The sequence below is a fragment of the Belliella buryatensis genome, from assembly GCF_900188245.1.
In the GTDB taxonomy this organism is placed as follows: domain Bacteria; phylum Bacteroidota; class Bacteroidia; order Cytophagales; family Cyclobacteriaceae; genus Belliella; species Belliella buryatensis.
This window is the reverse complement of the sequence record NZ_FZOK01000002.1, coordinates 212,179-234,682: the sequence shown is the minus strand read 5'-3', so window position 1 is coordinate 234,682 and position 22,504 is coordinate 212,179. Positions and strand designations below refer to the sequence as shown.

At 38.1% G+C, this 22,504-nt stretch carries 20 protein-coding genes; 11 read left to right on the top strand and 9 right to left on the bottom strand.

Annotated elements, in window-relative coordinates; genetic code table 11:
- From CHB66_RS02995 to tilS, 5 genes are all read right to left on the bottom strand, one after another.
- A complete protein-coding gene (locus CHB66_RS02995; RefSeq protein WP_089237826.1) occupies positions 1-1,665 on the bottom strand; it encodes a mechanosensitive ion channel family protein in 1,665 nt (554 codons plus the stop codon).
- 42 nt (positions 1,666-1,707) lie between these two features.
- The gene (locus CHB66_RS02990) at positions 1,708-4,431 is read right to left on the bottom strand and encodes a hypothetical protein (RefSeq protein ID WP_089238078.1); all 2,724 of its coding nucleotides are present in this window, start codon (positions 4,429-4,431) and stop codon (positions 1,708-1,710) included.
- A 140-nt stretch (positions 4,432-4,571) separates the two neighbouring features.
- Positions 4,572-5,510, bottom strand: coding sequence for a malate dehydrogenase (gene mdh / locus CHB66_RS02985; RefSeq protein WP_089237824.1), 939 nt, complete (start codon positions 5,508-5,510; stop codon positions 4,572-4,574).
- A gap of 198 nt (positions 5,511-5,708) precedes the next feature.
- Positions 5,709-6,233 carry a Crp/Fnr family transcriptional regulator gene (locus CHB66_RS02980; RefSeq protein ID WP_089237822.1) on the bottom strand — a complete coding sequence of 175 codons (525 nt, stop codon included), beginning with the start codon at positions 6,231-6,233 and terminating at the stop codon, positions 5,709-5,711.
- A gap of 3 nt (positions 6,234-6,236) precedes the next feature.
- The gene (gene tilS / locus CHB66_RS02975; RefSeq protein WP_089237820.1) at positions 6,237-7,553 is read right to left on the bottom strand and encodes a tRNA lysidine(34) synthetase TilS; all 1,317 of its coding nucleotides are present in this window, start codon (positions 7,551-7,553) and stop codon (positions 6,237-6,239) included.
- Between the two features lie 50 nt (positions 7,554-7,603).
- Here tilS and CHB66_RS02970 point away from each other — a divergent pair, with 50 nt between their 5' ends.
- From CHB66_RS02970 to CHB66_RS02920, 11 genes are all read left to right on the top strand, one after another.
- Positions 7,604-9,235, top strand: coding sequence for an OstA-like protein (locus tag CHB66_RS02970; RefSeq protein WP_089237818.1), 1,632 nt, complete (start codon positions 7,604-7,606; stop codon positions 9,233-9,235).
- 175 nt (positions 9,236-9,410) lie between these two features.
- Positions 9,411-10,121 (top strand): T9SS type A sorting domain-containing protein, encoded by a 711-nt coding sequence (locus CHB66_RS02965; RefSeq protein ID WP_089237816.1) that lies wholly within the window; start codon positions 9,411-9,413, stop codon positions 10,119-10,121.
- Between the two features lie 72 nt (positions 10,122-10,193).
- Complete coding sequence (locus tag CHB66_RS02960) at positions 10,194-11,135, top strand: outer membrane protein assembly factor BamD (protein ID WP_089237814.1); 942 nt, start codon at positions 10,194-10,196, stop codon at positions 11,133-11,135.
- Between the two features lie 8 nt (positions 11,136-11,143).
- Positions 11,144-11,458, top strand: coding sequence for a DNA-directed RNA polymerase subunit omega (locus tag CHB66_RS02955; protein ID WP_089237812.1), 315 nt, complete (start codon positions 11,144-11,146; stop codon positions 11,456-11,458).
- Positions 11,458-12,666 (top strand): bifunctional phosphopantothenoylcysteine decarboxylase/phosphopantothenate--cysteine ligase CoaBC, encoded by a 1,209-nt coding sequence (gene coaBC, locus CHB66_RS02950; protein WP_089237810.1) that lies wholly within the window; start codon positions 11,458-11,460, stop codon positions 12,664-12,666. Before CHB66_RS02955 ends, coaBC begins: the two co-directional genes overlap by 1 nt.
- Positions 12,667-12,702: 36 nt before the next feature.
- On the top strand, positions 12,703-13,605 hold the full coding sequence (gene porD / locus CHB66_RS02945; RefSeq protein ID WP_076500162.1) for a type IX secretion system protein PorD: 903 nt from the start codon (positions 12,703-12,705) through the stop codon (positions 13,603-13,605).
- A 44-nt stretch (positions 13,606-13,649) separates the two neighbouring features.
- Positions 13,650-15,302: a DNA repair protein RecN gene (recN, locus tag CHB66_RS02940; RefSeq protein ID WP_089237808.1), complete on the top strand. Its 1,653-nt coding sequence runs from the start codon at positions 13,650-13,652 to the stop codon at positions 15,300-15,302.
- 107 nt (positions 15,303-15,409) lie between these two features.
- Positions 15,410-16,225, top strand: a complete 816-nt coding sequence (locus CHB66_RS02935) for an enoyl-ACP reductase FabI (RefSeq protein WP_076500158.1) — start codon at positions 15,410-15,412, stop codon at positions 16,223-16,225.
- A gap of 523 nt (positions 16,226-16,748) precedes the next feature.
- A complete protein-coding gene (locus CHB66_RS02930) occupies positions 16,749-17,390 on the top strand; it encodes a DUF2911 domain-containing protein (protein WP_089237806.1) in 642 nt (213 codons plus the stop codon).
- 581 nt (positions 17,391-17,971) lie between these two features.
- Entirely contained in the window at positions 17,972-18,163 is a 192-nt protein-coding gene (locus CHB66_RS02925) for a hypothetical protein (protein ID WP_141107357.1), read from the top strand.
- Positions 18,160-18,444 carry a type II toxin-antitoxin system RelE/ParE family toxin gene (locus CHB66_RS02920; protein WP_089237802.1) on the top strand — a complete coding sequence of 95 codons (285 nt, stop codon included), beginning with the start codon at positions 18,160-18,162 and terminating at the stop codon, positions 18,442-18,444. The genes CHB66_RS02925 and CHB66_RS02920 overlap by 4 nt, the downstream gene beginning before the upstream one ends.
- Here CHB66_RS02920 and truA read toward each other — a convergent pair.
- Genes truA through CHB66_RS02900 form a run of 4 tightly spaced genes read right to left on the bottom strand, consistent with a single transcriptional unit; the run spans position 18,441 to position 22,294 of the window.
- Positions 18,441-19,223 (bottom strand): tRNA pseudouridine(38-40) synthase TruA, encoded by a 783-nt coding sequence (gene truA, locus CHB66_RS02915; protein ID WP_089237800.1) that lies wholly within the window; start codon positions 19,221-19,223, stop codon positions 18,441-18,443. The two genes, CHB66_RS02920 and truA, sit on opposite strands and share 4 nt — an antisense overlap.
- Before the next feature lie 56 nt (positions 19,224-19,279).
- A complete protein-coding gene (locus CHB66_RS02910) occupies positions 19,280-19,636 on the bottom strand; it encodes a DUF1573 domain-containing protein (RefSeq protein WP_089237798.1) in 357 nt (118 codons plus the stop codon).
- 10 nt (positions 19,637-19,646) lie between these two features.
- Positions 19,647-21,128, bottom strand: a complete 1,482-nt coding sequence (locus CHB66_RS02905) for a carboxypeptidase-like regulatory domain-containing protein (RefSeq protein ID WP_089237796.1) — start codon at positions 21,126-21,128, stop codon at positions 19,647-19,649.
- Positions 21,125-22,294 carry a hypothetical protein gene (locus tag CHB66_RS02900; RefSeq protein ID WP_089237794.1) on the bottom strand — a complete coding sequence of 390 codons (1,170 nt, stop codon included), beginning with the start codon at positions 22,292-22,294 and terminating at the stop codon, positions 21,125-21,127. The genes CHB66_RS02905 and CHB66_RS02900 overlap by 4 nt, the downstream gene beginning before the upstream one ends.
- Between the last annotated feature and the right edge of the window lie 210 nt (positions 22,295-22,504).

Below are 22,504 nucleotides of genomic sequence, written 5' to 3'. Positions count from 1 at the left end.
TCAATTCAAATCCTGCTTCTTCTTCAGTTCCCGAGATACAAAATCCTGCAATTTAGCTTGGTAAGCTTTTGCATCTGGATTATATTCAGGAACCAAAGTCTTTTTTTCGGGGAAGCTCTCCATATGCAAAGTCTGTGTAGGAAATGCAAAACGAACCCCCAACTGATTTGCCAGTGTAATGATTGAAATCAAGATTTCATGACGTGCCCTCAATTCCTCTGTCCAATTTGGCACCTCAAAAAACACATAAAACATCACATCTTGGCTGTAGGCAGATAGGTTATTGAAATAGATATTATAATAATCTTTGCGTGTATCAGGGTGTGACTCTACTATCTTTCTCAAGCCATCTACAAAAGCCTGAATCAAATGCGGGGGTGTGTCATAAGTGATCGTCAAGGTAGTAAAGAACCTTCTATACTGCCTCAAACCATGATTATCAATAGTAGCATCGGCAATTTTCCCATTGGGAATATACATGACGGAATTTCTAAAAGTCCTGACTCTCGTGGATCGGAAACCCACCTCCTCCACAGTGCCATCTACATCGCCTGAAGTGATCCAATCCCCTACTTGAAAAGGCTTATCTATAAATATCATAATGGAGCCAAAGAAGTTTTTGATCGTGTCCTGTGCGGCCAGGGCAAAAGCCAAACCACCAATTGATAGACCCGTCAGAAATGGAACGATATCAACTTGAAGCCCTTCTTTAAGAATGTACAAAGTACCTACAATTACCACAAAAGCTTTTAGCGTTTTTCTCAGTAAAGGCACCAATTGATCATCAAGAGTCGATTCCGTTTTCTCTGCAAGTTTGGCAAAGTACATCGCTACGATGTCCACAATCTTGTAGAATACAATAGTCACTATAAAAGGCTTAGCTGCATTCAATAACAACAGAATCCAAGAAACAGCCTCAATTGGCAATTGTAAAACACGAATAAATAGGGAAGAAAGCTGCACTATCACAAAAATACTAATCACTTTAGCTACCGGAAGGAGGTACTTTTCTCCAATATAGCCATATCCAAATCGGTCAAGGGCATAGAGAAGACCTTTATCCAAAATAATTGTAATGATTTTATGCGAAATGAATAATATCAAAATCAATAAAAACAAACCTGCCAATTGCCAAAAATGCAATCCTAGATAAACTTCATTCCCCAGTTTTGGCAATACATTCAATAACTTATCTGTTCCATATGGATAAGTATCTTGATGGAGTTCATTGATTTGAGAAACTGTAAATGCACTGAATTTCCAATCATCTCCTACTTTTTCCAAATAAACCCCAGGCAGCCTTTTGGTGTCAAAGAAAAATCTAGGTTGATTATTATGAAGCGTATCGATGTAGTTTGGGTCATTAGGAATCTCGTTGATCCTGACATATACGCCATTCCCGTCAAATACCTGCTTCAATTTGACTACTAATCTTCTAGCCTCTATCTCAGATTGATCAGTGAGTCGCAAGGTTTTGAGAGCTTCTTCAGGTTCAAAATTATCCTCTCTAAGATTATAAAAAAATGTAAGGGTAGTGGAATAAGGTGAAGTCAGACTATGGTATTGCTCGGGATCAATGGGAAGCTGATTTTCATCCAAAATCACTTGGGCGAATACTGAATGAACAAATAAAAATGCGTATAAAAGCAGGAATCTAAATTTCATTGGAATAGAATTATTTGATTTCAGCCTGCAAAGATAGAAATTCTAAAGCGGCAACCTGTATTCTACAAGAGAATTACCCGATGAGGCAAAGATTCTATATTCATTTTGACTACTGGAGTACCTAATATCGATTGGGATTTTAGAGCTAATAGGAAGTGTATTGAGCATTTGTCCTGAAAGATCAAAAAGGTAGGTAAACTCCTGTGTTTTGTCAATAAGTACCAAAATCTGCCTTTCTAGGCCAAAAGAAAATAACTGCAACTCAATCTCCTCAGAAATAAGATTATGAGAGAAAAGTGGCTTATAAGCTGCATCCATGATAGTCACTTTATTGAATTCATGTATCGCAAAAATATAATTATCCTCCTTCTGATCCCTGACCAAGAAAAACTTACTCTCCCTATCTGGTCTAGGCAATTGATTTCTATAGGCTATTTCTCCCTGAAAATTGACACTTACTACTTCCCCATCCTCTGTCACTGTCACTATCCTACTCGATACAGCATTCCCTCTTTCCAATACTATATAATCTGAATTGACTGCTGCTCCTAGATTAACGGGTGAATCTAGCATCACTTCTCCTCTTCTATTGAAAAAGTATAAATCACCTCTCAAAGTAAGCGCGAGCATTTGATCACCTACACCTGCTATTCTCCTATGAGCTGGCTTCACCGCCAAGTTTGCACTGACTTCTTTTGGATCCCAAGCTTCCAAGGCATCCCCTGATTTATTGAAAAGAAAAAGCTCAGCTTGATCAGTTGCTATAAAAAATCTGTAATCTCTAGTATTGTCATAATCAACTACATTTAAATGTGTAAGCTTCCTGCCTGGTACCTCCAATGGATAGCCTCCTATCATATTCCCTAATCGATCTACCAAATACAGTCTATTTTCAGTAGCAAACAATATTTGAAGCTTACCATTTTTGAAATAATCAATTTGGTAAATTTCAGATACAATAGGAGACTCTAAAGGAAGTGTAAAAACCAACTCCCCCTCTCCAGTAATCAAATGAAACTGATGAAGTTCATCTTGAACCACAAAATCAGTACTCCCATCATTAAAATTTTCTATAGTCTTAGGACCATAGACTAAGCGATTGCTAAAATTGATACTTCTATTCTCAGTCAAAGTAATTCCTTGTACAGTTTTGATTGGACCCAGAGCATATAATAAGTCCATTTTTGCGCGCAAGTCTCTTTCAGTATCCTTGACGCTGAGACCGAGAAGGTCAAAAGTGCGTAACTGAGGCCCGTATTTTTCAAAAAACACCTTCCAGTTTGGCGAACTCACATCTAGGAGTGCATTCCAAACTCTTGGTATATTCAAAACAAAACTGAAACCAGAGTCCGTATCCAAACTTCCAACAAACCTTTTTTGCTGTAAGTTTTTACCCCAAGTATTGTCTGCCCTATAGTCATCCAAAAACACCTTCATCGATTTACTGCTATTGGCAAAAACCAAATATTCTCCCAAACTCGTGATGTAAGTATCCTCAAAGCCTACAAATTTCCCCTCCATCAAGTGCCCAGGAAACTCTTCTGTACTGATCACAAAAATCTCTTGATTAAGATATAAATCGGTTGGTAAATTATCTAAACCCACATTTTCAGTCTCTAACACAAAGGATTTCAATAATTCCAGTTGGTCTTCAATCTGGGCGGTCTTCAATAATAACACCTTATCTTGTTGCTGATTGACAGGCGTCTCCATCAAGATAAGAAAAGCATTGCCTGTCAATTTTCTAAGAAAATCCTTTTCTATCAGTTTCTTTTCAATTTCACCTCTGTAAGTACTTTTGGGCTGAAAATTTAAGTTCTTTAGTTGCCCAAACTGAGCAGGTGTTCTAAAATTATAACGGAATAAAGCCGCCGTTCTATTAGGAATAAGGTTGGCCGAAACTTTAAAGTCTCCAATTCCTTTAGAAAAATCAGGTCTTGAATCTTTTTTAAAAAACGTCTCACCTTCTAACTGAAATTTTCCTTCTGCAAACTTCAATTCAAAATTTCCTGACATTTGATTGACTGCAAACTGTTGTACCAAGCCAAGCTGCTCATTTCGGCTAATTCCTAATAGCAACTTAGCCAAGCCTTCACTTGTCAATCTAAATACCCCTAAGCCAGTAGGAGACTCTAAGGATTTCAATAACTCAGGGTGAGCCGTCTTAAAATTTGGCACACTGGAGTTTTGATGTAGCCTGATTGCCTCCTCCACCAAAAACGATGAATAACTTGCCACCAAAACATTGTTAATCTTAGCATAACTAAGATTACGCTCAAGATTAACACTCTGAAACTCGTAAATAGGTATTTGACTGTAATTCCTCGTATTGATTTGAGACAATTCTGGAAGATTATCCTCTAGAGACTGGACAAAAGAGCGGTCTGCATTGGCCGCGAAGGAAAGTGTAAACAAAAAGTCAAACTCTTCCTTTCCTACATTATGCAGGGAAACTACCAGCTGGTTTCCTTTGAGTGAGCGATCTAAATTGCCTGATCTACCCACTAGACTATCTAAGCCTAACAGCTGTGATTCAGCATGTTTTACTGAGGGCAATTCAGAAATTCGCGCCCATAATGGTTGTGTCACCAATTGATTCCAAGCCATCACAGGTTCCTTAGTCTCGAACACAAAAACTGCATCAGCAGCGACTAACTCAAGCGCATTGATTCTCCCTTTCCAGTAACTACTATTATAAAAGAAGTATCCTGCTATGGCAAGTGTACTTATTAGTAAAAAGATAAGGGCTTTTTTGAAAATCTGCACGCTATAGTGGGGTAAGGTCCTGTGAGTTTCTTTTGGCAACGAATTTAAAATACAAATTATTCTTGTGAAGCTTATTCAAAAAAATAAAAACCTAAAAATCCCGATGGTTTGTCGGGATTTTTAGGTTTTACATAGTAAACTTACTTATTAGTGATTTTATCCAACACAGTCATCACTTCTTTTACGTGACCTCTAGATACTTCTAGGAGCGCTTTTTCTTCTTCATTTAGATCTAGTTCAATCACTTTTTCGATACCATTTTTGCCCAAAATCACTGGTACACCTAAGTAGCAATCATCGATACCGTACTCGCCATCTAGCTTAATACAAACTGGGAATACTCTTCTTTGGTTTTTCAAGATCGCTTCTACCATTTGTGCAGCAGCAGAACCTGGTGCATACCAAGCGGAAGTACCCATCAATTTCACCAATTCACCACCACCGAACTTCGTTCTTTCAATGATCGCATCTAGGGTATCTTTGTCGATCAATTCAGTCACTGGAATACCAGCTACTGTAGTATATCTTGGAAGTGGCACCATGGTATCACCATGCCCCCCCATTAGAATTGCTTGGATTTCTTTTGGAGAAATATTCAATTCTTCAGCGATAAATGCTCTATATCTAGCAGTATCCAAGATTCCAGCCATACCCATAACTTTGGTTCTTGGCAATTTGGATGTGATGTGGGCTTGGTAAGTCATTACATCTAGTGGATTGGATACCACGATGATGATAGCATCTGGAGAATGTTTGATCACATTTTCAGTCACAGACTTTACGATACCTGCGTTGGTTTCGATCAGATCATCTCTAGTCATCCCTGGTTTTCTTGGAAGACCTGATGTGATCACTACTACATCAGAGTTAGCAGTCTTAGAGTAGTCATTGGTGCTTCCTACAGTTCTGCTATCATATTGATTGATTGGAGCTTTTTGCCAGATATCTAGGGCTTTGCCTTCGGCTACACCTTCTTTGATATCTACCAATACGATCTCTTCAGCAATCTCTCTGTATGCCAATACATCAGCACAGGTTGCTCCTACATTCCCAGCTCCAACTACGGTTACTTTTGCCATGATTTATATGTTTGTATTTAAGTTTAAATGATTTTTCTCAAAAGTGTCGCTAAGTTATTAAACAAAGCACATTTAATAAAGCCACAGCTTGGAATACTTCAAAAATGAAAAAAATGTTTTGCTAATCGGTATAGATAAGCAATTGATGGTTAATGTCAAAGAATCTACTAAGTCTAACCCCTGTTACCCCCTGACTAATTATTGTTCATGGTCAAACATCTGCGCCAAATTGAAAAAGCCAAAGGAATTCTGATAGGACTTGAAGAGCTTTTGATTATTCTGATTGTAAAATTCAGAAAGCGAAGTCATCATCTTGGCTTTGATTTTCGGGTGTGCTTCAAATATTTCCTGAACCGAAAAATGCGGAATCACCATCAATTCAGCTTCCTCCGAATCTACGATAGCCGTATAGATTCGCTTGGTATTCTCCAGAAGTGAATTTTCACCAAATGCCCCGCCTTTTCCAACTTCCAGTATAGTCTCAAAGCTTTCTTTGATATCAACGGTCAATCTGATCGCACCTCTTCTTACAATATACAGAGCTTGGCTGGGGTCATTTCTGAAAAACACCACCTCGTCCTTTTGATACTTTCTATTGTGGATAGTGGGTAAAAACCTAGCCATCTCCCCATGCTTCAGTCGCTCAAAAAACTTAACCTGAGAAAGAAAGTCAAATACTGCGTGTTCGGTTGCAGTGAAGGTTTTAGAAAATGGATTTATCATATCTTATCTTTTTTTGAAATACAGGATAGCCTTTGTATTTACGTCAACTTTGAATAATTCACTCACTCTATATCCTATCACCCACACAATTTCCTCTCCAGAACACAATACTTTAACTCCTTTTTTATGAATGACGGGGACTTTCAGGTCAATCAGCAGGTCTGAAACTTTTTTATTTTGTTTCATCCCCAAAGGCATCAATCTATCCCCAATTTGCCAGTTCCTGACTGAAAGAGGAAACTCTAGCTTGCCAAGATCCAGCATGGCATTGTCAGTACTCTTGTCTAATTCTGAAGGAGCTTGCAGATGCAAGATATCATATTTCGAGGTATTGAGCACCAGGGAAATTGCAGTCTTATCAATCTTGATTTCAGGCTGGGCAAAATCCTGCTCCCCTAAGATCAAATACTCTCGATCCACATTGAGAACATACTTTCCTGAGAAAAATACCTTCCCAGATTCACCTTGATCCAATGCAACAAATACCTCTTCCACTTCAGCCATCCCAAATCCACTATCTCTCAACCAGTAATACAACATGGAATGCTTGCCTGGGAGATTCTCCAATGCTTTGATGGGTAGATATTGGAAGCCCCCATCTTCCACGACATGCTCAAGACGCCATAGTGTGTAAAGGTGAAAAAATGCTTTGCCTGTATCTTTGATCCTTTGAAAACTCCCTTCTAAAGTAGTCACCGCATCTGGAAAGGCTGATTGAATGAGTGGAAACACCTCATTCCTAATAAAATTTCGCTTATAGATATTTTTTTCGTTGCTACTATCGATTCGCCAAGGTAATCTTTGACTGACCATATAGTTTTGTAAATCTGATTTTTTGAAAGGCAACAATGGTCGGATCAGATAATCTCTTTTCTCAGCCATGCCATACATCCCTTCTATACCTGTGCCTCTGAGTAAGTTGAGGAAAATAGTCTCCAACTGATCCTCGAGATGATGCGCTACCACCACCCCAGCATAAGTTTTAGTCTCCAAAATACTTTCAAACCAAGCATACCTCAGCTCTCTAGCAATCATCTGAATTGATTTCCCTGTCTGATCAAATTCTCTCGGGGTTGCCTTTTGAGTGTAGATAGAAACCTCCCATAAGTCCGCCATTTGTTTGACAAAAGCTTCATCCTCATCACTTTCTCCACCTCTCAAACCAAAATTATAATGAACCAATGCAAACTTTACACCAGATGCCTTAAGCAGATGTCCAAGACAAGTACTATCTAAACCACCACTGATTGCTAATAAGTAGCGTTTTTCTAAATCAAAAAGATTTTTTGTGCGTATATGCTGGATAAAATGTTCAACCATAGACCAAAAATATCATTTTTGCTTAATTTTGTTGCCGACCTAAGAATGAAATGATCAAAAAGAAACTCTTTCCCTCCATATTTTTCTTATTTATATCCTTTTTGGCCCTTGCTCAAAATGACAATCTTCTGGAAATCAGAAAAGCAGATCGTCTGGTTGGAAGCGGAGGATTCCAGAGGCTTCTTGGTAATGCTGTGATGAGGCACCAAAACTCGCTGATCTATTGCGACTCAGCACATTTTTTCGAGACAGAAAACAAAGCCAAGTTATTCGGGAATGTGAGAATTGTAGATCAGAAAGATCCTGTCACCACCAGAAGTAGGTATGCAGAGTATGATGGCAACACCAAGATCGCCAAGCTCAGAACTAACGTAGTTTTCAAAAATGAATCCACCACACTCTACACTGAATTTTTGGATTACAATAGAGAGACAGGCGTGGCCAATTACTTCAATGATGGAAAAGTCGTAGACTCTACCAATGTGCTAACTAGCAAAAATGGTGTTTACGAGACCACCATAGAAAAAATCACCTTTACAGATGATGTGATTTTAGTGAATCCAGATTACACGCTAAAAACCAATTTCCTTATCTACAGAACAATCCCGAAAACTGCCGAAACAGTAGGACTTACCAATGTCGTCTCAGCAGAAGGAAACAGATTGAATGCTCAAAAGGGCAGTTATTATGACACTGAGAACAAGATTTTCAGATTCTATGAAGGCGATGTTGAAACAGAGACCTCTTGGGTATATGCTGACAATTTGTATTACGATGAAAACCAATTCTATTACGAGGGAAGAGGAGATGTAGCCGTTTATAATAAGGAAAGAGATATTGAGATTTTTGGGGAAGAAGGAAAATACTGGGAAGATAGAAAATATTCAAAAGTCTATGGAAATGCCTTGGTCAAGAAATATTTTGAACAAGATACCATGTACATGATTGCCGACACCTTGATTTCTCAGGATAGCGAGGATGAAACTGAGCGATTCTTGCAGGCCTTCCACAATGTCCGTATGATCAAATCAGAACTGGCAGGCAGATCAGACTCATTAGCTTATATTTATTCAGACTCGACCATTCACTTGTACAATGATCCCGTGATCTGGAATGACAAAACGCAAATTACAGCTGATAGTATCAGGTTTTTGATCGCCAATGAAGAAATCGAGAAAGTCTTTCTTACCCAAAAAGCATTCTCCGTAAGTAAGGACACTTTGGGCAACTTCAATCAACTCAAAGGCAGAAAGATGGTGGGATTATTTAGTGAATCCCAAATCCAAAGACTCGACGTCACAGGCAATGGAGAGTCTTTGTACTTTGACTTGCTCAATGACAGTACACTCCGAGGAGTCAATAAAAATATTTGTGCCAATATCATCATGTTTTTCAAAGAAGGGAATGTGAGTAAAATTAACTATTTAGTCAAACCTGAAGGTCAATTTACCCCTCCTCACATGCTCAAGGAAGATCAGAAAATCCTGGATGGCTTCAAGTGGAGAGAAGATGAAAAACCGAGTATGGAAATCATACGAGCATGGAGAGATCCTATCAATAGAAGAAAAAATCAGGAAAATTTATTTGATATCCCTGAGATAAATATCCCCCTACCAACAGAGGAAGAAATACAGATTTTGATAGATGAAAGGGTCAAATCAGGAGACCAAAACAATAATTAATAGCATTGCTGATTTTGAAAGTCGGCAGAAACGCAGAACCTTGAAAAAAATTTTATAACAGGTTAACAAAAATTAACCCCTAAATCTTTTTAACCTGAAACCAATTAGGTATTTTTATACGTATTAGTATAAGTAAATCAGATAATTAGTCGGGCTTATTGAATAAAAACTCTACATGAAATCTTTTCTATTGATATGTGCATGTCTAATCTTGCTTTTTCCGTTGTACTCGGAAGCGCAAGTGCGCGTATTGTCAGAAAATATAGAGTTTAATGGTAAGATAGGAACTGCACAAAGAAAATCCCTCATCATTCAAAACGAAAGCAATACTCGAAAAGAGTACAATTTGCGTTTTCTTAGAGGAAACATCGGTACTTCACAAAATATTAAAATTTGCATCGGAGATAATTGTTTTGATCCCAGAAAGGATTTAGCTAAAATCCGCTTGAGTTTGAAGCCTGGAGAAATTGTGACAGACCTTTACCTCGAGTTTGATTTTGGAATCGTAGAGACCAAAGGTAACTTTGAATTACATTTCATCAATCCTGACAACAATAGGGATTTATTTGTCATTGACGCCATTTACAATGTCTCCAATCCAGCCAAAGACGCAGACCAAACTGACCACAAAGACATCTCTATTGGAAGCGTCTATCCTAACCCAAGCAATCGAATAGCCCAAATTGATTATAATTTCAAAAACCCGAATGCCAATGCCAAAATCAGTATCAATAGTTTTATTGGAAACCCAATTGCTGAATACAGATTAGATCCAAGACAAAGGACATTAGTCATGAATGTAGAAGACCTTAGGCCTGGCGTTTACTTTTATACATTATTTGTAGACAACAAAAATATAGTCACCAAGAAACTCGTTGTCGAATAGATCTTCCTGCTTAGCCTATCACACTAAGTTTGATACAAATTAATATTCCCCTATATTTGCACCTTGAAAATTATGAAAAAATCCCTCCTTTATATATTCACGCTTTCTTTGATCCTATCCATTAGCGCTTGTGGCAAGTTTTACAAACTTGAAAAAAGTACTAATTGGGAAGAATTGTATGATGCTGCCAATAGCTATTATGAAAAAGGTGAATACAATAAAGCCATTATCTTATATGATAGAGTTTTACCAGTAATCAGAGGAAGTGAAAGGGCTGAATTAGCAGATTTTAATTACGCTTACAGCCACTTCAGAACCAAGAGGTACATAGAAGCTGCCGGCTATTTCAATACATTCTATCAAACATACAATAGAAGCCCAATGGCTGAAGAAGCAATGTTTATGAATGCCTATTCGCTCTATCTAGATGCACCCGATTTTAATTTGGATCAAAAGAGTAGTAGAGACGCCGTCAACGCCATTCAAATTTTCATCAACAAATTCCCAGAATCGGACTCTTACGAGAGGGCCATGGGGATGATCGATGACCTCCAAAGGAGATTTGAAGAAAAAGCCTACCAAGAATCCATGATGTACCATAGATTGACAGAAGGCCTTTTCCCAGGAGAGTTTTACAAAGCTTGTATCATCAACTTCCAGAACTTTGCCAAAAACTATCCCGATAGCAAGCATAACGAGGAATTATCCTTTAGACTCGTTGAAGTAGCTTACAATTATGCTGAGCGAAGTGTCTTCGACAAAAAAGAAGATAGGCTTAAAGACTCTGCGCGATTTGCGGAGCAATTCAAGAGAAAATACCCTCAGAGTAAATACCTTGGACAAGTAGAAACCTACGCGATCAAGACAACCAAAGAGTATGATAACTTCATAGTCATGAAGAAGGATTATGAGGAGCGCTTGGCCAAATTGAAGGCTGAACAAGACGCTAACAAAGCTATCTCACCTGAAGGTGAAGAAGTAAGAACAATCCCAATTACTGAAAACAATAATTAATCAAAGATATGGCAATCAATCCATCCATCATCACTAGAGATTTGGATAAAGTCGCTGAACCGACTGAAAACATCTACGAATCTATCCACATCATCGGACAGAGAGCAAAGCAAATCTCTTCTACACAAAAAGAAGAGTTGAACAGCAAACTTTCAGAATTTGCTTCTACTGTGGATAACTTGGAAGAAGTATTCGAAAACAAAGAGCAAATCGAAATCTCTAAGTTTTACGAAAGAATGCCAAAACCATCTACTTTGGCAATGGAAGAGTTTATGGAAGGGAAAGTTTATTTCCGCCATCCAGAAACTGACATTGAAGGATAATGAAACTTCAAGGTAAACGAATCCTTTTGGGTGTAACTGGCAGCATTGCTGCCTATAAAAGTGCCCATTTGATACGTTTATTAATTAAAGAAGGAGCAGAAGTACAGGTGATAGCCAGTACTTCTGCTCTTGACTTTATTACCCCGCTTACTTTAGCTACCCTTTCCAAAAAGCCTGTTTACCACCAATTTTATAAAAATGAAACTGGTGAATGGAACAATCATGTGGAACTGGGCTTATGGGCAGATTTATTTTTAGTAGCTCCAATATCTGCTAATACCTTGGCCAAATTTGCCAATGGAATATGTGATAACTTACTCACAGCAACCTACCTTTCAGCTAGATGTCCTGTCATGGTAGCTCCAGCGATGGATCTAGATATGTATCAGCACCCAAGTGTAAGGGAAAATCTCAAGAAAATAAGTCAATACGGTAACATCATCCTAGATGCAGAAGCTGGAGAACTTGCTTCTGGACTTTCAGGACAAGGAAGAATGATGGAACCCGAGCATATCTTGGAGGAAGTTTTTCATCACTTTGCAAGCAAGCAGGACTTTAAAGGAAAAAAAGTACTGCTGACCTCTGGACCTACGCAAGAAGCCATTGACCCTGTCAGATTCATCAGCAATCATTCCAGTGGCAAAATGGGCGCAGCACTAGCTGTGGGATTTGCTAAGAGAGGAGCAGAGGTACATTTGGTTCTCGGCAAGGGCGCTATGGAACCTTCTCACCCAAATATAAAAATCTATTCAGTAGTCAGTGCGCAAGAGATGTATGAAACATCCAAGTTAATACATCCAAAAGTCGACATCGCTATTTTTGCCGCAGCTGTAGCCGACTATGCTCCGAAAAATGTGGCTTCACAGAAGATCAAAAAAGCAGGAGAGTCTATGACCATTGAATTGATCAAAAATGTAGACATCGCCCAGAGTCTGGCCGCACTCAAAAATTCACATCAAATCCATGTGGGCTTTGCTTTAGAAACAGAAAATGAAGTTGTACATGCTCAGGAAAAACTCGCTAAAAAGAATTTCGACTTGATCGTACTCAATTCCATGAAAGAATCGGGAGCAGGATTTCAGCATGACACCAATAAAGTGACCATTTTTGATCAAAATGGAGCCGTAGAAAGTTCGGAAGTATTACCAAAGACTGACATTGCCAAAATGATCTTAAAGGCTATTAAAAAACTCCCAAAAACCGTTTGATTTTTTTACCTTTAATGAAATGAATTTCATCCTTCCATGAAAAAAGTTATTTCAGCATTCACCCTCATCCTCCTCCCGCTGATCGGTTTCAGTCAAGAATTGAATTTCCAAGTGATCATCAACTCTGACAGAGCACGAACCCAAGAGAAGGAAGTTTTTGAGAATATGAAAAATACCTTTGAACAGTTTCTCAACGGCAGAAATTGGACAAATGAGGAATTCAAACCCATGGAGCGTATCAAGGGCAATATGCTGATCACCATCAATGACATGCCCCAAGTAGGACTCTACAATGCAACCGTTCAAGTACAGGTAGTGCGCCCTATCTACGGGACCAACTACGAGTCTATGGTTTTCAATTTCATTGATCGTAACTGGTCATTCGAATTCATTCAGAATCAGCCATTAGAATTCAATCGTTTTTCATTTTTGAACAACATCTCCTCACTCCTTGCTTACTACGCCTACATGGCTTTAGGTTTAGATTATGATTCTTTCTCTTTGAGAGGAGGAGATCCTTATTTTGAGATCGCCAATGCTATAGTCAATAATGCGCAACAATCGCAAAGACCTGGATGGAATCAAAACCCTAGCGATAGGAGAAATAGGTACTGGCTGATCAATGACATCTATACTTCATCAGTCTTTGCTCCCATCAGAGAAGCGCTATACCTCTATCATAGAAAAGGCATGGACCTACTCAATAGAGATCCAGAAGAAGCTTTCAAAAATATGCTTGAAGCGATCAGAAAGGTGGAAGATGCCAATACAGCACAACCAAACGGAATTTTCACCATTTCTTTTATGGATGCCAAAGGAGACGAGATCAGTAAAATCTTCAAAAAAGCACCACTAGAGATCAGGACCGAGGCTGTGGAACTACTCCTCAAAGTAGACCCCAACAACGCCAGAAAGTACAATGACCTGCTCAAAGGTTAAGATCATTTTCTTAGATTTGTCTGATTCAATAAAGACCAACTTCTATGCTCAAATCCCTTAGCATTAACAATTATGCCTTGATCCAAAGCTTGGAAATGAAGCCTTGTGCCTCCCTCAATATGATCACAGGGGAAACTGGCGCAGGGAAGTCAATCATGCTGGGGGCGGTAGGGTTGCTACTGGGAAATCGAGCTGACACCAAAGCCCTCTTCGATGAAGAGAAAAAATGCATCGTCGAAGGGGAATTCAACATCAAATCTTACGGCTTGCAGCAGTTTTTTGAAGCCGAAGACTTAGACTACGAGGAAAATTGCATCATCCGAAGAGAAATCAGCCCCAATGGCAAATCCCGGGCATTTATCAATGACACCCCTGTTAGGCTGGAAAACCTCAAAGAGCTAGGTAAAGCCTTGATGGATGTGCATTCGCAGCATGACAGCTTACAGCTAGGTGATGGTGGCTATCAATTGAACTTGATAGATGCATATGCTGGCACCCAAGTAGAACTTGCCCAGTATCACCAAGCATTCAAATCCCATCAGCAAGCCAAAAAGGCTTATGAAAAGCTCCTGCTCGAAGCACAAGACTTAAAAAAAGAAGCAGACTTCAATCAGTTTCAATTGGAGGAGCTCTCCAACCTTGGCCTGCAAGCAGGAGAGCAAGCAGACTTAGAGTCTGAACAAGAAATATTGGAAAATGCTGAGGAAATCAAAAGCAAAATCCATGAAATCCTCCACCAACTGCAAGACGATCAGTTTGGCGGGATCAATATACTGAGCCAAGCCAATAGCGCTCTGCAACAACTAGGTAGACTTGCACAAAAATTTGATACTTATAGAGAGCGATTCCAAACAGCCTTGATCGAGCTCAAAGATATCGCTGATGGACTTGAGGACGAATACAGCAAAATAGAAGTTGACTTCGAAAAACTTGAAACCACTAGAGAGCGTCTCAGCAAAATCTACCAACTCCAACAAAAGCATGCCTTAGATTCAGTGGAAGCATTGATGAAGCTGGAGAAAACACTGGCCGATAAGGCCTTCCAATTAGATCACCTGGACGAGGAATTAGAAAGACTCCGCACTACATCAGCGCAACTATACCAAGAAGTATTGGCAGCAGGGAAGGTACTTAGCGCCAAGAGGCAATCTGCTTTTGATCCATTCGCCAAAGAGTTGAGTGGCCTTCTCCAGCAATTGGGCATGGAGAACGCCAGCATCGTATTATCTCAGCTGAGCAGCACACCTACTCCAAGCGGCATGGATCAGGTGGACTTACTATTCTCAGCAAATAAGGGCGTAAAACCCCAAGCCCTCAAGCAAGTCGCCTCAGGAGGAGAATTCTCAAGATTGATCTTCGCCATCAAATACATCATGGCGGACAAAATGGCCTTGCCAACGTTGATTTTTGACGAAATCGATACAGGTGTATCAGGAGAAGTAGCCTTGCAAATGGTACGTATGATGCAGGAAATTTCCCAAAAACACCAAGTCATCTGTATCAGCCACCTCCCGCAAGTAGCTGCCAAAGGAGAGCAACATTACTTTGTCTACAAAGACAATAGTACTGCGAGAACCATCTCCAAAGTGAAGCCGCTAACGGCAGAAGAAAGAATTCAAGAAATTGCCAAAATGATCGCTGGCGCCAATCCAAGCAACAGTGCGATCGAAAGTGCAAAGGATTTATTGAAAATCTAAGAATTCAACGAGGTCATAGAAAAAGGGCTTGCAAGGCTAAATCCACAATGATCTAAATTTTTTCTGTATTTTTACCCATCAAAATTGAACTAAAACACATCTATACTATGCCTGAGAACTTACTAAAAGGAAAAGTCGGTATCATCACTGGAGCTTTAGACGAAAACTCAATCGCCTGGAAAACAGCCCTCAAAGCCAAAGAACAAGGCGCTAAGTTTGTCCTGACCAACGCTCCCATAGCCATGAGAATGGGTGCCATCAATGAGCTTGCACAAGAATGCAACACCATCGTTATTCCTGCTGATGCCACTTCTTTGGAAGACTTAGAGAAACTTTATACTGAAGCCAAGGAATACTTGGGCGGAAATTTTGACTTTTTATTACATTCTATCGGGATGTCTCCTAATATCCGAAAAGGCAGATCTTATGGCGACCTAAATTATGATTGGGCCATGAAGTCTTATGATGTGTCAGCTATTTCTTTTCACAAGATGATGCACGTAGCTGAGAAGATGGACATCATGAATGAGTGGGGTTCTATCATGGGGCTTTCTTATATCGCAGCACAGAGAGTATATCCTTTCTATACAGATATGGCAGATGCCAAGGCACTATTGGAAAGCATCGCTAGAGGATATGGCTACAGATATGGCAAGTTGAAAAAAGTAAGAGTCAACACCATCTCTCAATCTCCAACCAAAACAACAGCTGGAACAGGAATCGGAGGTTTTGATACCTTCTACAACTTTGCAGACAAGATGTCTCCACTGGGCAATGCCTCAGCAGAAGCTTGTGCTGATTACATCATCACCATGTTCTCCGATTTGACTAGATATGTGACCATGCAGAACCTATTCCATGATGGGGGTTACTCCTTCACCGGAATCTCTGAGGATTTGATGGAAGGATTGACAGGGGAGTGAGGTGGAATCGTTGAAAGGTTGGAAGGTTAAAAAGTTGCGCATAGCAGCTTTTAAATTGAATTATATGATTATTCGCAATGACACCAGTAATTCAATAAAACGAAAGGATCAAGCGGATAATCGTCAACGGACGACGGTCGACAGTCGACAACATCTGAATTTAAGGTGTGTGCGTAATAAAATATGGTTACTGGTGCGAAAGAGGATATACATATTGAATTAACATTCCTTCCATAGAAGATTGAAAGAACTTGTCCGCCGTGGCGGAATGGAAGATTGAAAGATTAGTCCCGAAAGTCAGTGGGGGTTAGAGTTGGAAGGTTTTAAAGTAGGAAAGTTAAAAGGTTGCGTAAAATTAGTCGAGATTGCGGTAAGTACCTGAGATGAAAGCCTATCAGAAAAGTCTAATTCCTACACTTGGGAAAAGTCCTTGCAATTGGATTTCAATTCACACTTATACCAAATATATCGCCGAAGGCATATTTCTACCATATATCGCGAAGCATATATCATTTAAAGTAACATGAAAAAAACACTCATTACCATACTTTCCGCCACTTTACTATTCTCTTGTGGTGGTGAAAATAAGGAAACTACTGAAGTCACCCTTGAAGCAGAAACTGAAGAGCTTTCTAACTTGGAGAAAGAGCATCTCTTGGAGAAAGTAGCTTATGCCGACAGCGTCAATGCTGGCTTGATAGAAGATACCTTCAAAGGCAGTGCAAGAAGAGAAGCTATTGGCTCCATTGGTGATGCTACTGTCACGATCAATTATGGTTCTCCAGGAAAAAGGGGACGTGTAATCTGGAATGGCTTGGTTTCTTATGATCAAGTATGGGTCAGTGGTTCGCATTGGGCTACAGCAGTAACATTTTCAGAAGATGTAGTAATCAATGAAGTCGAGGTACCTGCTGGGATGTATGGATTCTTTACCATCCCTGGAAGAGAGGAATGGACATTGATTATCAATAAGCATTATGACCAGCATCTAGCAGACGAATATGATGAAGCAGATGATTTGGTAAGGGTAAGCGTCAAGCCAATCGATCTAGACGATGAAGTGCAGCGACTAACCTACGAAGTGGAAAAAGTCTCAGACACTGAAGGAGCCATCTCTCTCAGCTGGGATCAGGTCAAAGTAAGTATGCCATTCAGCATCAAATAAATCAGAAAGCTGTCCAAAAGGGCAGCTTTTATTTTTTTGGAGTAAAATCTTTATAAATCATTTCTATCTAAAACTAGGGACGTAGCCCATATATCTTCGTAGAAAATTTGAATTCTGGTGAAACAAGGGGCGTAGCCCTGTAATCTATTCTTTGCTAAAAAATCATTCTTTGATGGACCAAATAGATGTCAGGGCTACGCCCCTACAATGAATAAATTTCATTTGTTTTTCTAGGAAGATTGCAGAGCTAAAGCCCCTTTTGGGTAGCTTTTATTATTTGGGCTTTAATAAGAAACCATTTCTATTTAGAACTAGGGGCATAGCCCATATATCTTCGTAGAAAATTTGAATTCTGGTGAAACAAGGGGCGTAGCCCTGTAATCTATTCTTTGCTAAAAAACCATTCTTTGATGGGCCAAAAAGATGTCAGGGCTACGCCCCTTCAATGAATTAAATTACATTCGATTTTCTACGAAGATTGTAGAGCTAAAGCCCCTTTTGTGTAGCTTTTCTTATTTGGAGAAATAATCGTAAATTTCAACATGGATAAATTACTGAAATATACTCTTATAGAAAAAATCATGTCAACTGATAATGAACAAGTTTTAAGTCAGATTAGAGACCTACTTTTTGAAGATGAAGAAGATTTTTGGTACTCTTTAGATGATGAAACCAAAACCTCCATCGAACGAGGAGTAAATGATTACGAACAAGAAAGGGTAAGACCCCATGATGTAGTCATGGAAGAACTTAAAGCAAAATATAAAAAATGAATTACAAAGTAGTCTGGACAGAGGAAGCAGAAATTAGCTTATCAGAAGTTATTGATTACTTAGATAAAAAGTGGTATCAAAAACAGGTTCTAAGATTTTTAGAAAAATTAGATAAAACAATTTCAATTGTAAGAGAAACACCCTTGATTTATCCAGAATTCGGCCCGTTAAAAGTTCGACGAGCTTTAATTAACAAACAGACAAGTCTATTTTTTAAAATTGAAAAAGACGATATAATAATACTCAGTGTAAGAGACAATAAAAGAAGTCCAAGATTTTAAGATCCAAACTCCACCCCATAAAGCACCAATCCGTTCGCAGGAACTTTCCCACTCAAAGGACTTTTCTCTTGGCTTTTTAAGGCTTCTTGAATATCCCCTTTGGTAATAATTCCTTTTCCTATTTCCAGTAAACTCCCCATTATCAGTCTGACTTGATGCATCAGAAAACCTTTTCCTTTTACCCGATAGCAATATCTCTTTAGCTGTGTTCCATCCGCCAAAATCAGTTTGTCTTCTAATATCTCTGACTCAAAAATCTGTCTGCGATAGTTATCAGATTGCTTTTGCTTGGCACAGAATCTTCTGAAATCATGCTCACCAACAAAAATATCAGCAGCAGCTTTCATCGAATCAATATCAAGTTGCCCTATAAAGTATGTCAAATTCCCAGCTGCAAAGGGATGAAACTTTTCCCCTGTTGTAAAGTAGTATCGATATTCTTTCGCAATAACATCTTGGATGATATTGAAATCTAAGGACACTCGCTTTCCCTCCAACAACCTGATATCATCTGGAAGATTTTCATTGACTTGATTAATAAAATCCTCTAAGTCAATCTCTGCTATGTGAAAAAGCTCAAAAGCTCCTCGGTGACAAGAAACACCTGAGTCTGTCCTACCTGCACTCAGAATGGTGAAATCTTCATGTCCCAAAACATACCTAAAAACCTTTTCCAATTTCCCTTGGATCGTTTTCAAACCAGGCTGCTTCTGCCAGCCGTGATAGCGAAGGCCTAGGTATTGGATATAAAAAAGGTAGGTGAAGGGTCTTGATTGCATTGGAATTTAGCTAAACAAAAGTAAGGTTAAAAAATAGAAAACTATAATCTAGAATTTCAAAGAATAACTTCGCCGTGAATAGTAAGCTTGATAAACTCCTCCTTGCCAGTTGTAAACACTGTAATATATTTTTTAAAAACTCCAGGACTACCTCCTGAATTATATTTCGCTTTTATTTTGGCCACTTCTCCTGCTTTTACTTCTTTCGGATAATCAGCTACCGTGCAGCCGCAGGTTGTCGTCAAATTCAAAATTCTTATCGTCTCTTTGGAAGTATTTTTAAATTCGAAATCATATGTGACCTCTGAATTCACTTTCACCTTTCCAAAATCATGGATCTTCCCATCTTTGAATTCAAATTCTGATGTTACAAATACAAACCCTAAAAAAAGAAGTAATACCACACTTTTCATAACCAATCAATTATTTAAAATATCCATATTTATTTAAAGTCGCAGCTGATTGTTGAAACTGATTTTGCACTCTTTCCACCGACCAATAATCAACCCCCTCCAAATTATACTTTCTCCTAATTATCGGCAACAAGTACCTTTGATCATTGGAGAAACTTTTATATTGCTCCTCTAGTGATTTATTTTTAGATAATGCTTTTTCAATTTCATTTTCCTTCGCCATCGGTGGGTACTCATATGTTTTCCAAAAATCTTGATTATAGCGAGGATCGCCCATTAAAAACATCCAGCCATTTAATGAAGGAACTGGATATCTAATTCGTCTCATAGGCTTCTCTCCAAACACAGGTGCTTTATATTTTATTGCTAATGCTTCATTGGTAAGATCTACAAATTCATAATCCATGGCATAAACTTCTCCAAATTCATAAACCTCTCTGGTCCCAGGATTTTTTTCAGTTTTATAGCCTAAGGATGTATACCTTTGACTTTGATTAGCATATGAAAAAAAATAATAACCAGCATCATTCCTTCTAAATTTCACAATGGCATTTCTCTCATCCCTCTTCCACTGATGTAGTATATATTTATTGGTTTCGATATTTCCAGTATATTTTTGACCCAGTTCCATCATATGAACACCATAATCTTCTTGATCAATATAAAAAGTAGCATCTTCAAGAAGGCCATAATGGCTAAGCAACCATCTACTACCTTTATTTGAAATACCAGAACCCCGAGTTATTGATTTAATAATATACACTTTCCGGTCGTCAATGATCTTTTGACCAAGCAGTTCAAAATCAAACCAGGACAACTTAAAATCCCAAATTTCAAAAATCATATTTGAATAAGACACTAAAAATTGACTACTTCTAATGCGACCAGTCCTATTATTTATAATTCCATAATCTGACTTTTGGACATGATCAAAAGCTAAAAAATGATAACTATTTGCATTCTTTTTTGATTGTTTCAAGTCAAATGGCTCTACATGTAAGAATCCCCTTGCCCTAGCTATTCCCTGATAATCATTTTGATCTTGAATATATTCTCTCCCAAAAATCTCTACTTCATAAGCGTCAGAATACATATTGGAAGTTAGATTATCCTGCATCTTTTTCATGATTTTCTTTGGATCAAGCGTAGTTACTAAAGCCTCCATCAGTTCTTGATCACCAAATTGAAGAGTAACCATTAATTTCTCTTTCGAAATAGCTTCTCTAACAGATAGTCTATACCGACTATATCCTACATGTGAAAAAGCTAAAGTGTCTGTTTTAGAAATATTTTCCGGCAACCGAAAATTAAATTCACCTTCCGCATTGGTGACTGTTCCCTTAGCATAATTTTCCAAAAATATATTCACATAAGGGACAGCATCCCCTGTTTTGGAATCGACGACCTTACCACGAACTACTTGCGCATCTAAATGATGAAATTGAAGGCCAAAAAATATCGCAATAAAATAAATTTGAATAGATTTTTTCATTCCATCTTAATAGTAAATAGCCCTTGTTTTTCCTCCTGCTCGTTGAAATAACCATCAGCAAAATAAGTATCTCCTATTTTACCCAAAATTTTAAACCTGTTTGGCAAAGCAATATCTTGAACCAACTGCTTCTGAGAATAAATCTGAAGCCTTAAAGGATTTTTTAATTCAGAATAACTTTCACCTTTGGTTCCTTGCCTGTAAGTTCTAAAAATGAAGTCTTTATCAACAAAGATGTTTTTGTAGAAACCATCTTTGTTTCTACTATCCGAAAACAAACTATTGTCAAAAGCAGCTTCAATTCTATCAGTTTGTGGGTAGGATGTCAACATCTCCTTCCCAGTCTCCCCAAATGAATCTTGTAATTCAAAATTCAAATCATATTTGTAAATCAAAGGATCAGATTCGAAGGTTGTGAAAATCTCTCGTTGTCCGATATGGTAATCAAAAAAGATATGAAATGGAATAAATGAATAGGCATCATAAGAATCGGGTCTTGCAAGATCGATCAATTTTAGTTTTCCAGTATTTATATTAATAAATCCAAAAATCGAAGCTTCTTTGTAGTACGCTCTCGTCGAGAATGCATTGAACTTTGGATGTTCTACATCTAATTTGACCAAAAGTTGTCCATCAAAGTATGTAGTCTTCTGATCATAATTCTGCAATTCATACATTGCTGTATATGATGGTTTTGGATTATTTACCAAATCATCAAATGGAACTCCATCATCAGTATCCATCATAAATTTTCGTTGGTAGTTCCAGTCTTTATCATAAAAATAAAATTGCCAATCACTGCGGACGATAAACCCAGATGGATAAGGAATTACTTCTGTAATCGACATCAGTTCTTCTGGTCCATTCATTACTTGAAGACAACGACGAATTTGATTTCCATTTTCATCGAACTGTTCTATGATACCAAATAGTTGATCGACATAATAAAGATTCTTGTCATTTATAAAAAAACTACCCAATTGAGAGCTTTGAGGGACTGAGAAAAAAAGCGTATCAATTTGTATTTCTTTTTCAAATTCATTTTGAAATAAGCTATCTTCTTTGGAATTAGAACCTGAACAAGAAGAGAAAACTATAGCAATAAGTAGGATTACAAAAACAAATAGATTTTTAGAAAATGTTTTTTTTATTAGAGAATTAATCATCTTTATTATTTTAATGATTTAAGTTAAAGATAAATTTAAGCCTTTATAGTTTTGGCTGCCAAAAAAGTCGTTTTAAAGAAAGAAGCAAATTTTTAGTTATAAATTTTTCAAGGAATTATCTAGATTAAAACATGATTTATATAGAATCTTTATGATTTATCACCATTCAAACTCAAATAAAAAAAGTTGATCGACATTTTGAAGAGAAAA

What these genes read in the sequence shown, in the direction of transcription:
- CHB66_RS02995 (WP_089237826.1), bottom strand. Translation starts at nt 1,665, where the DNA reads ATGAAATTTAGATTCCTGCTTTTATACGCATTTTTATTTGTTCATTCA.
- mdh (WP_089237824.1), bottom strand. Translation starts at nt 5,510, where the DNA reads ATGGCAAAAGTAACCGTAGTTGGAGCTGGGAATGTAGGAGCAACCTGT.
- CHB66_RS02980 (WP_089237822.1), bottom strand. Translation starts at nt 6,233, where the DNA reads ATGATAAATCCATTTTCTAAAACCTTCACTGCAACCGAACACGCAGTA.
- tilS (WP_089237820.1), bottom strand. Translation starts at nt 7,553, where the DNA reads ATGGTTGAACATTTTATCCAGCATATACGCACAAAAAATCTTTTTGAT.
- CHB66_RS02970 (WP_089237818.1), top strand. Translation starts at nt 7,604, where the DNA reads ATGATCAAAAAGAAACTCTTTCCCTCCATATTTTTCTTATTTATATCC.
- CHB66_RS02965 (WP_089237816.1), top strand. Translation starts at nt 9,411, where the DNA reads ATGAAATCTTTTCTATTGATATGTGCATGTCTAATCTTGCTTTTTCCG.
- CHB66_RS02960 (WP_089237814.1), top strand. Translation starts at nt 10,194, where the DNA reads ATGAAAAAATCCCTCCTTTATATATTCACGCTTTCTTTGATCCTATCC.
- CHB66_RS02955 (WP_089237812.1), top strand. Translation starts at nt 11,144, where the DNA reads ATGGCAATCAATCCATCCATCATCACTAGAGATTTGGATAAAGTCGCT.
- coaBC (WP_089237810.1), top strand. Translation starts at nt 11,458, where the DNA reads ATGAAACTTCAAGGTAAACGAATCCTTTTGGGTGTAACTGGCAGCATT.
- porD (WP_076500162.1), top strand. Translation starts at nt 12,703, where the DNA reads ATGAAAAAAGTTATTTCAGCATTCACCCTCATCCTCCTCCCGCTGATC.
- recN (WP_089237808.1), top strand. Translation starts at nt 13,650, where the DNA reads ATGCTCAAATCCCTTAGCATTAACAATTATGCCTTGATCCAAAGCTTG.
- CHB66_RS02935 (WP_076500158.1), top strand. Translation starts at nt 15,410, where the DNA reads ATGCCTGAGAACTTACTAAAAGGAAAAGTCGGTATCATCACTGGAGCT.
- CHB66_RS02930 (WP_089237806.1), top strand. Translation starts at nt 16,749, where the DNA reads ATGAAAAAAACACTCATTACCATACTTTCCGCCACTTTACTATTCTCT.
- CHB66_RS02925 (WP_141107357.1), top strand. Translation starts at nt 17,972, where the DNA reads ATGTCAACTGATAATGAACAAGTTTTAAGTCAGATTAGAGACCTACTT.
- CHB66_RS02920 (WP_089237802.1), top strand. Translation starts at nt 18,160, where the DNA reads ATGAATTACAAAGTAGTCTGGACAGAGGAAGCAGAAATTAGCTTATCA.
- truA (WP_089237800.1), bottom strand. Translation starts at nt 19,223, where the DNA reads ATGCAATCAAGACCCTTCACCTACCTTTTTTATATCCAATACCTAGGC.
- CHB66_RS02910 (WP_089237798.1), bottom strand. Translation starts at nt 19,636, where the DNA reads ATGAAAAGTGTGGTATTACTTCTTTTTTTAGGGTTTGTATTTGTAACA.
- CHB66_RS02905 (WP_089237796.1), bottom strand. Translation starts at nt 21,128, where the DNA reads ATGAAAAAATCTATTCAAATTTATTTTATTGCGATATTTTTTGGCCTT.
- CHB66_RS02900 (WP_089237794.1), bottom strand. Translation starts at nt 22,294, where the DNA reads ATGATTAATTCTCTAATAAAAAAAACATTTTCTAAAAATCTATTTGTT.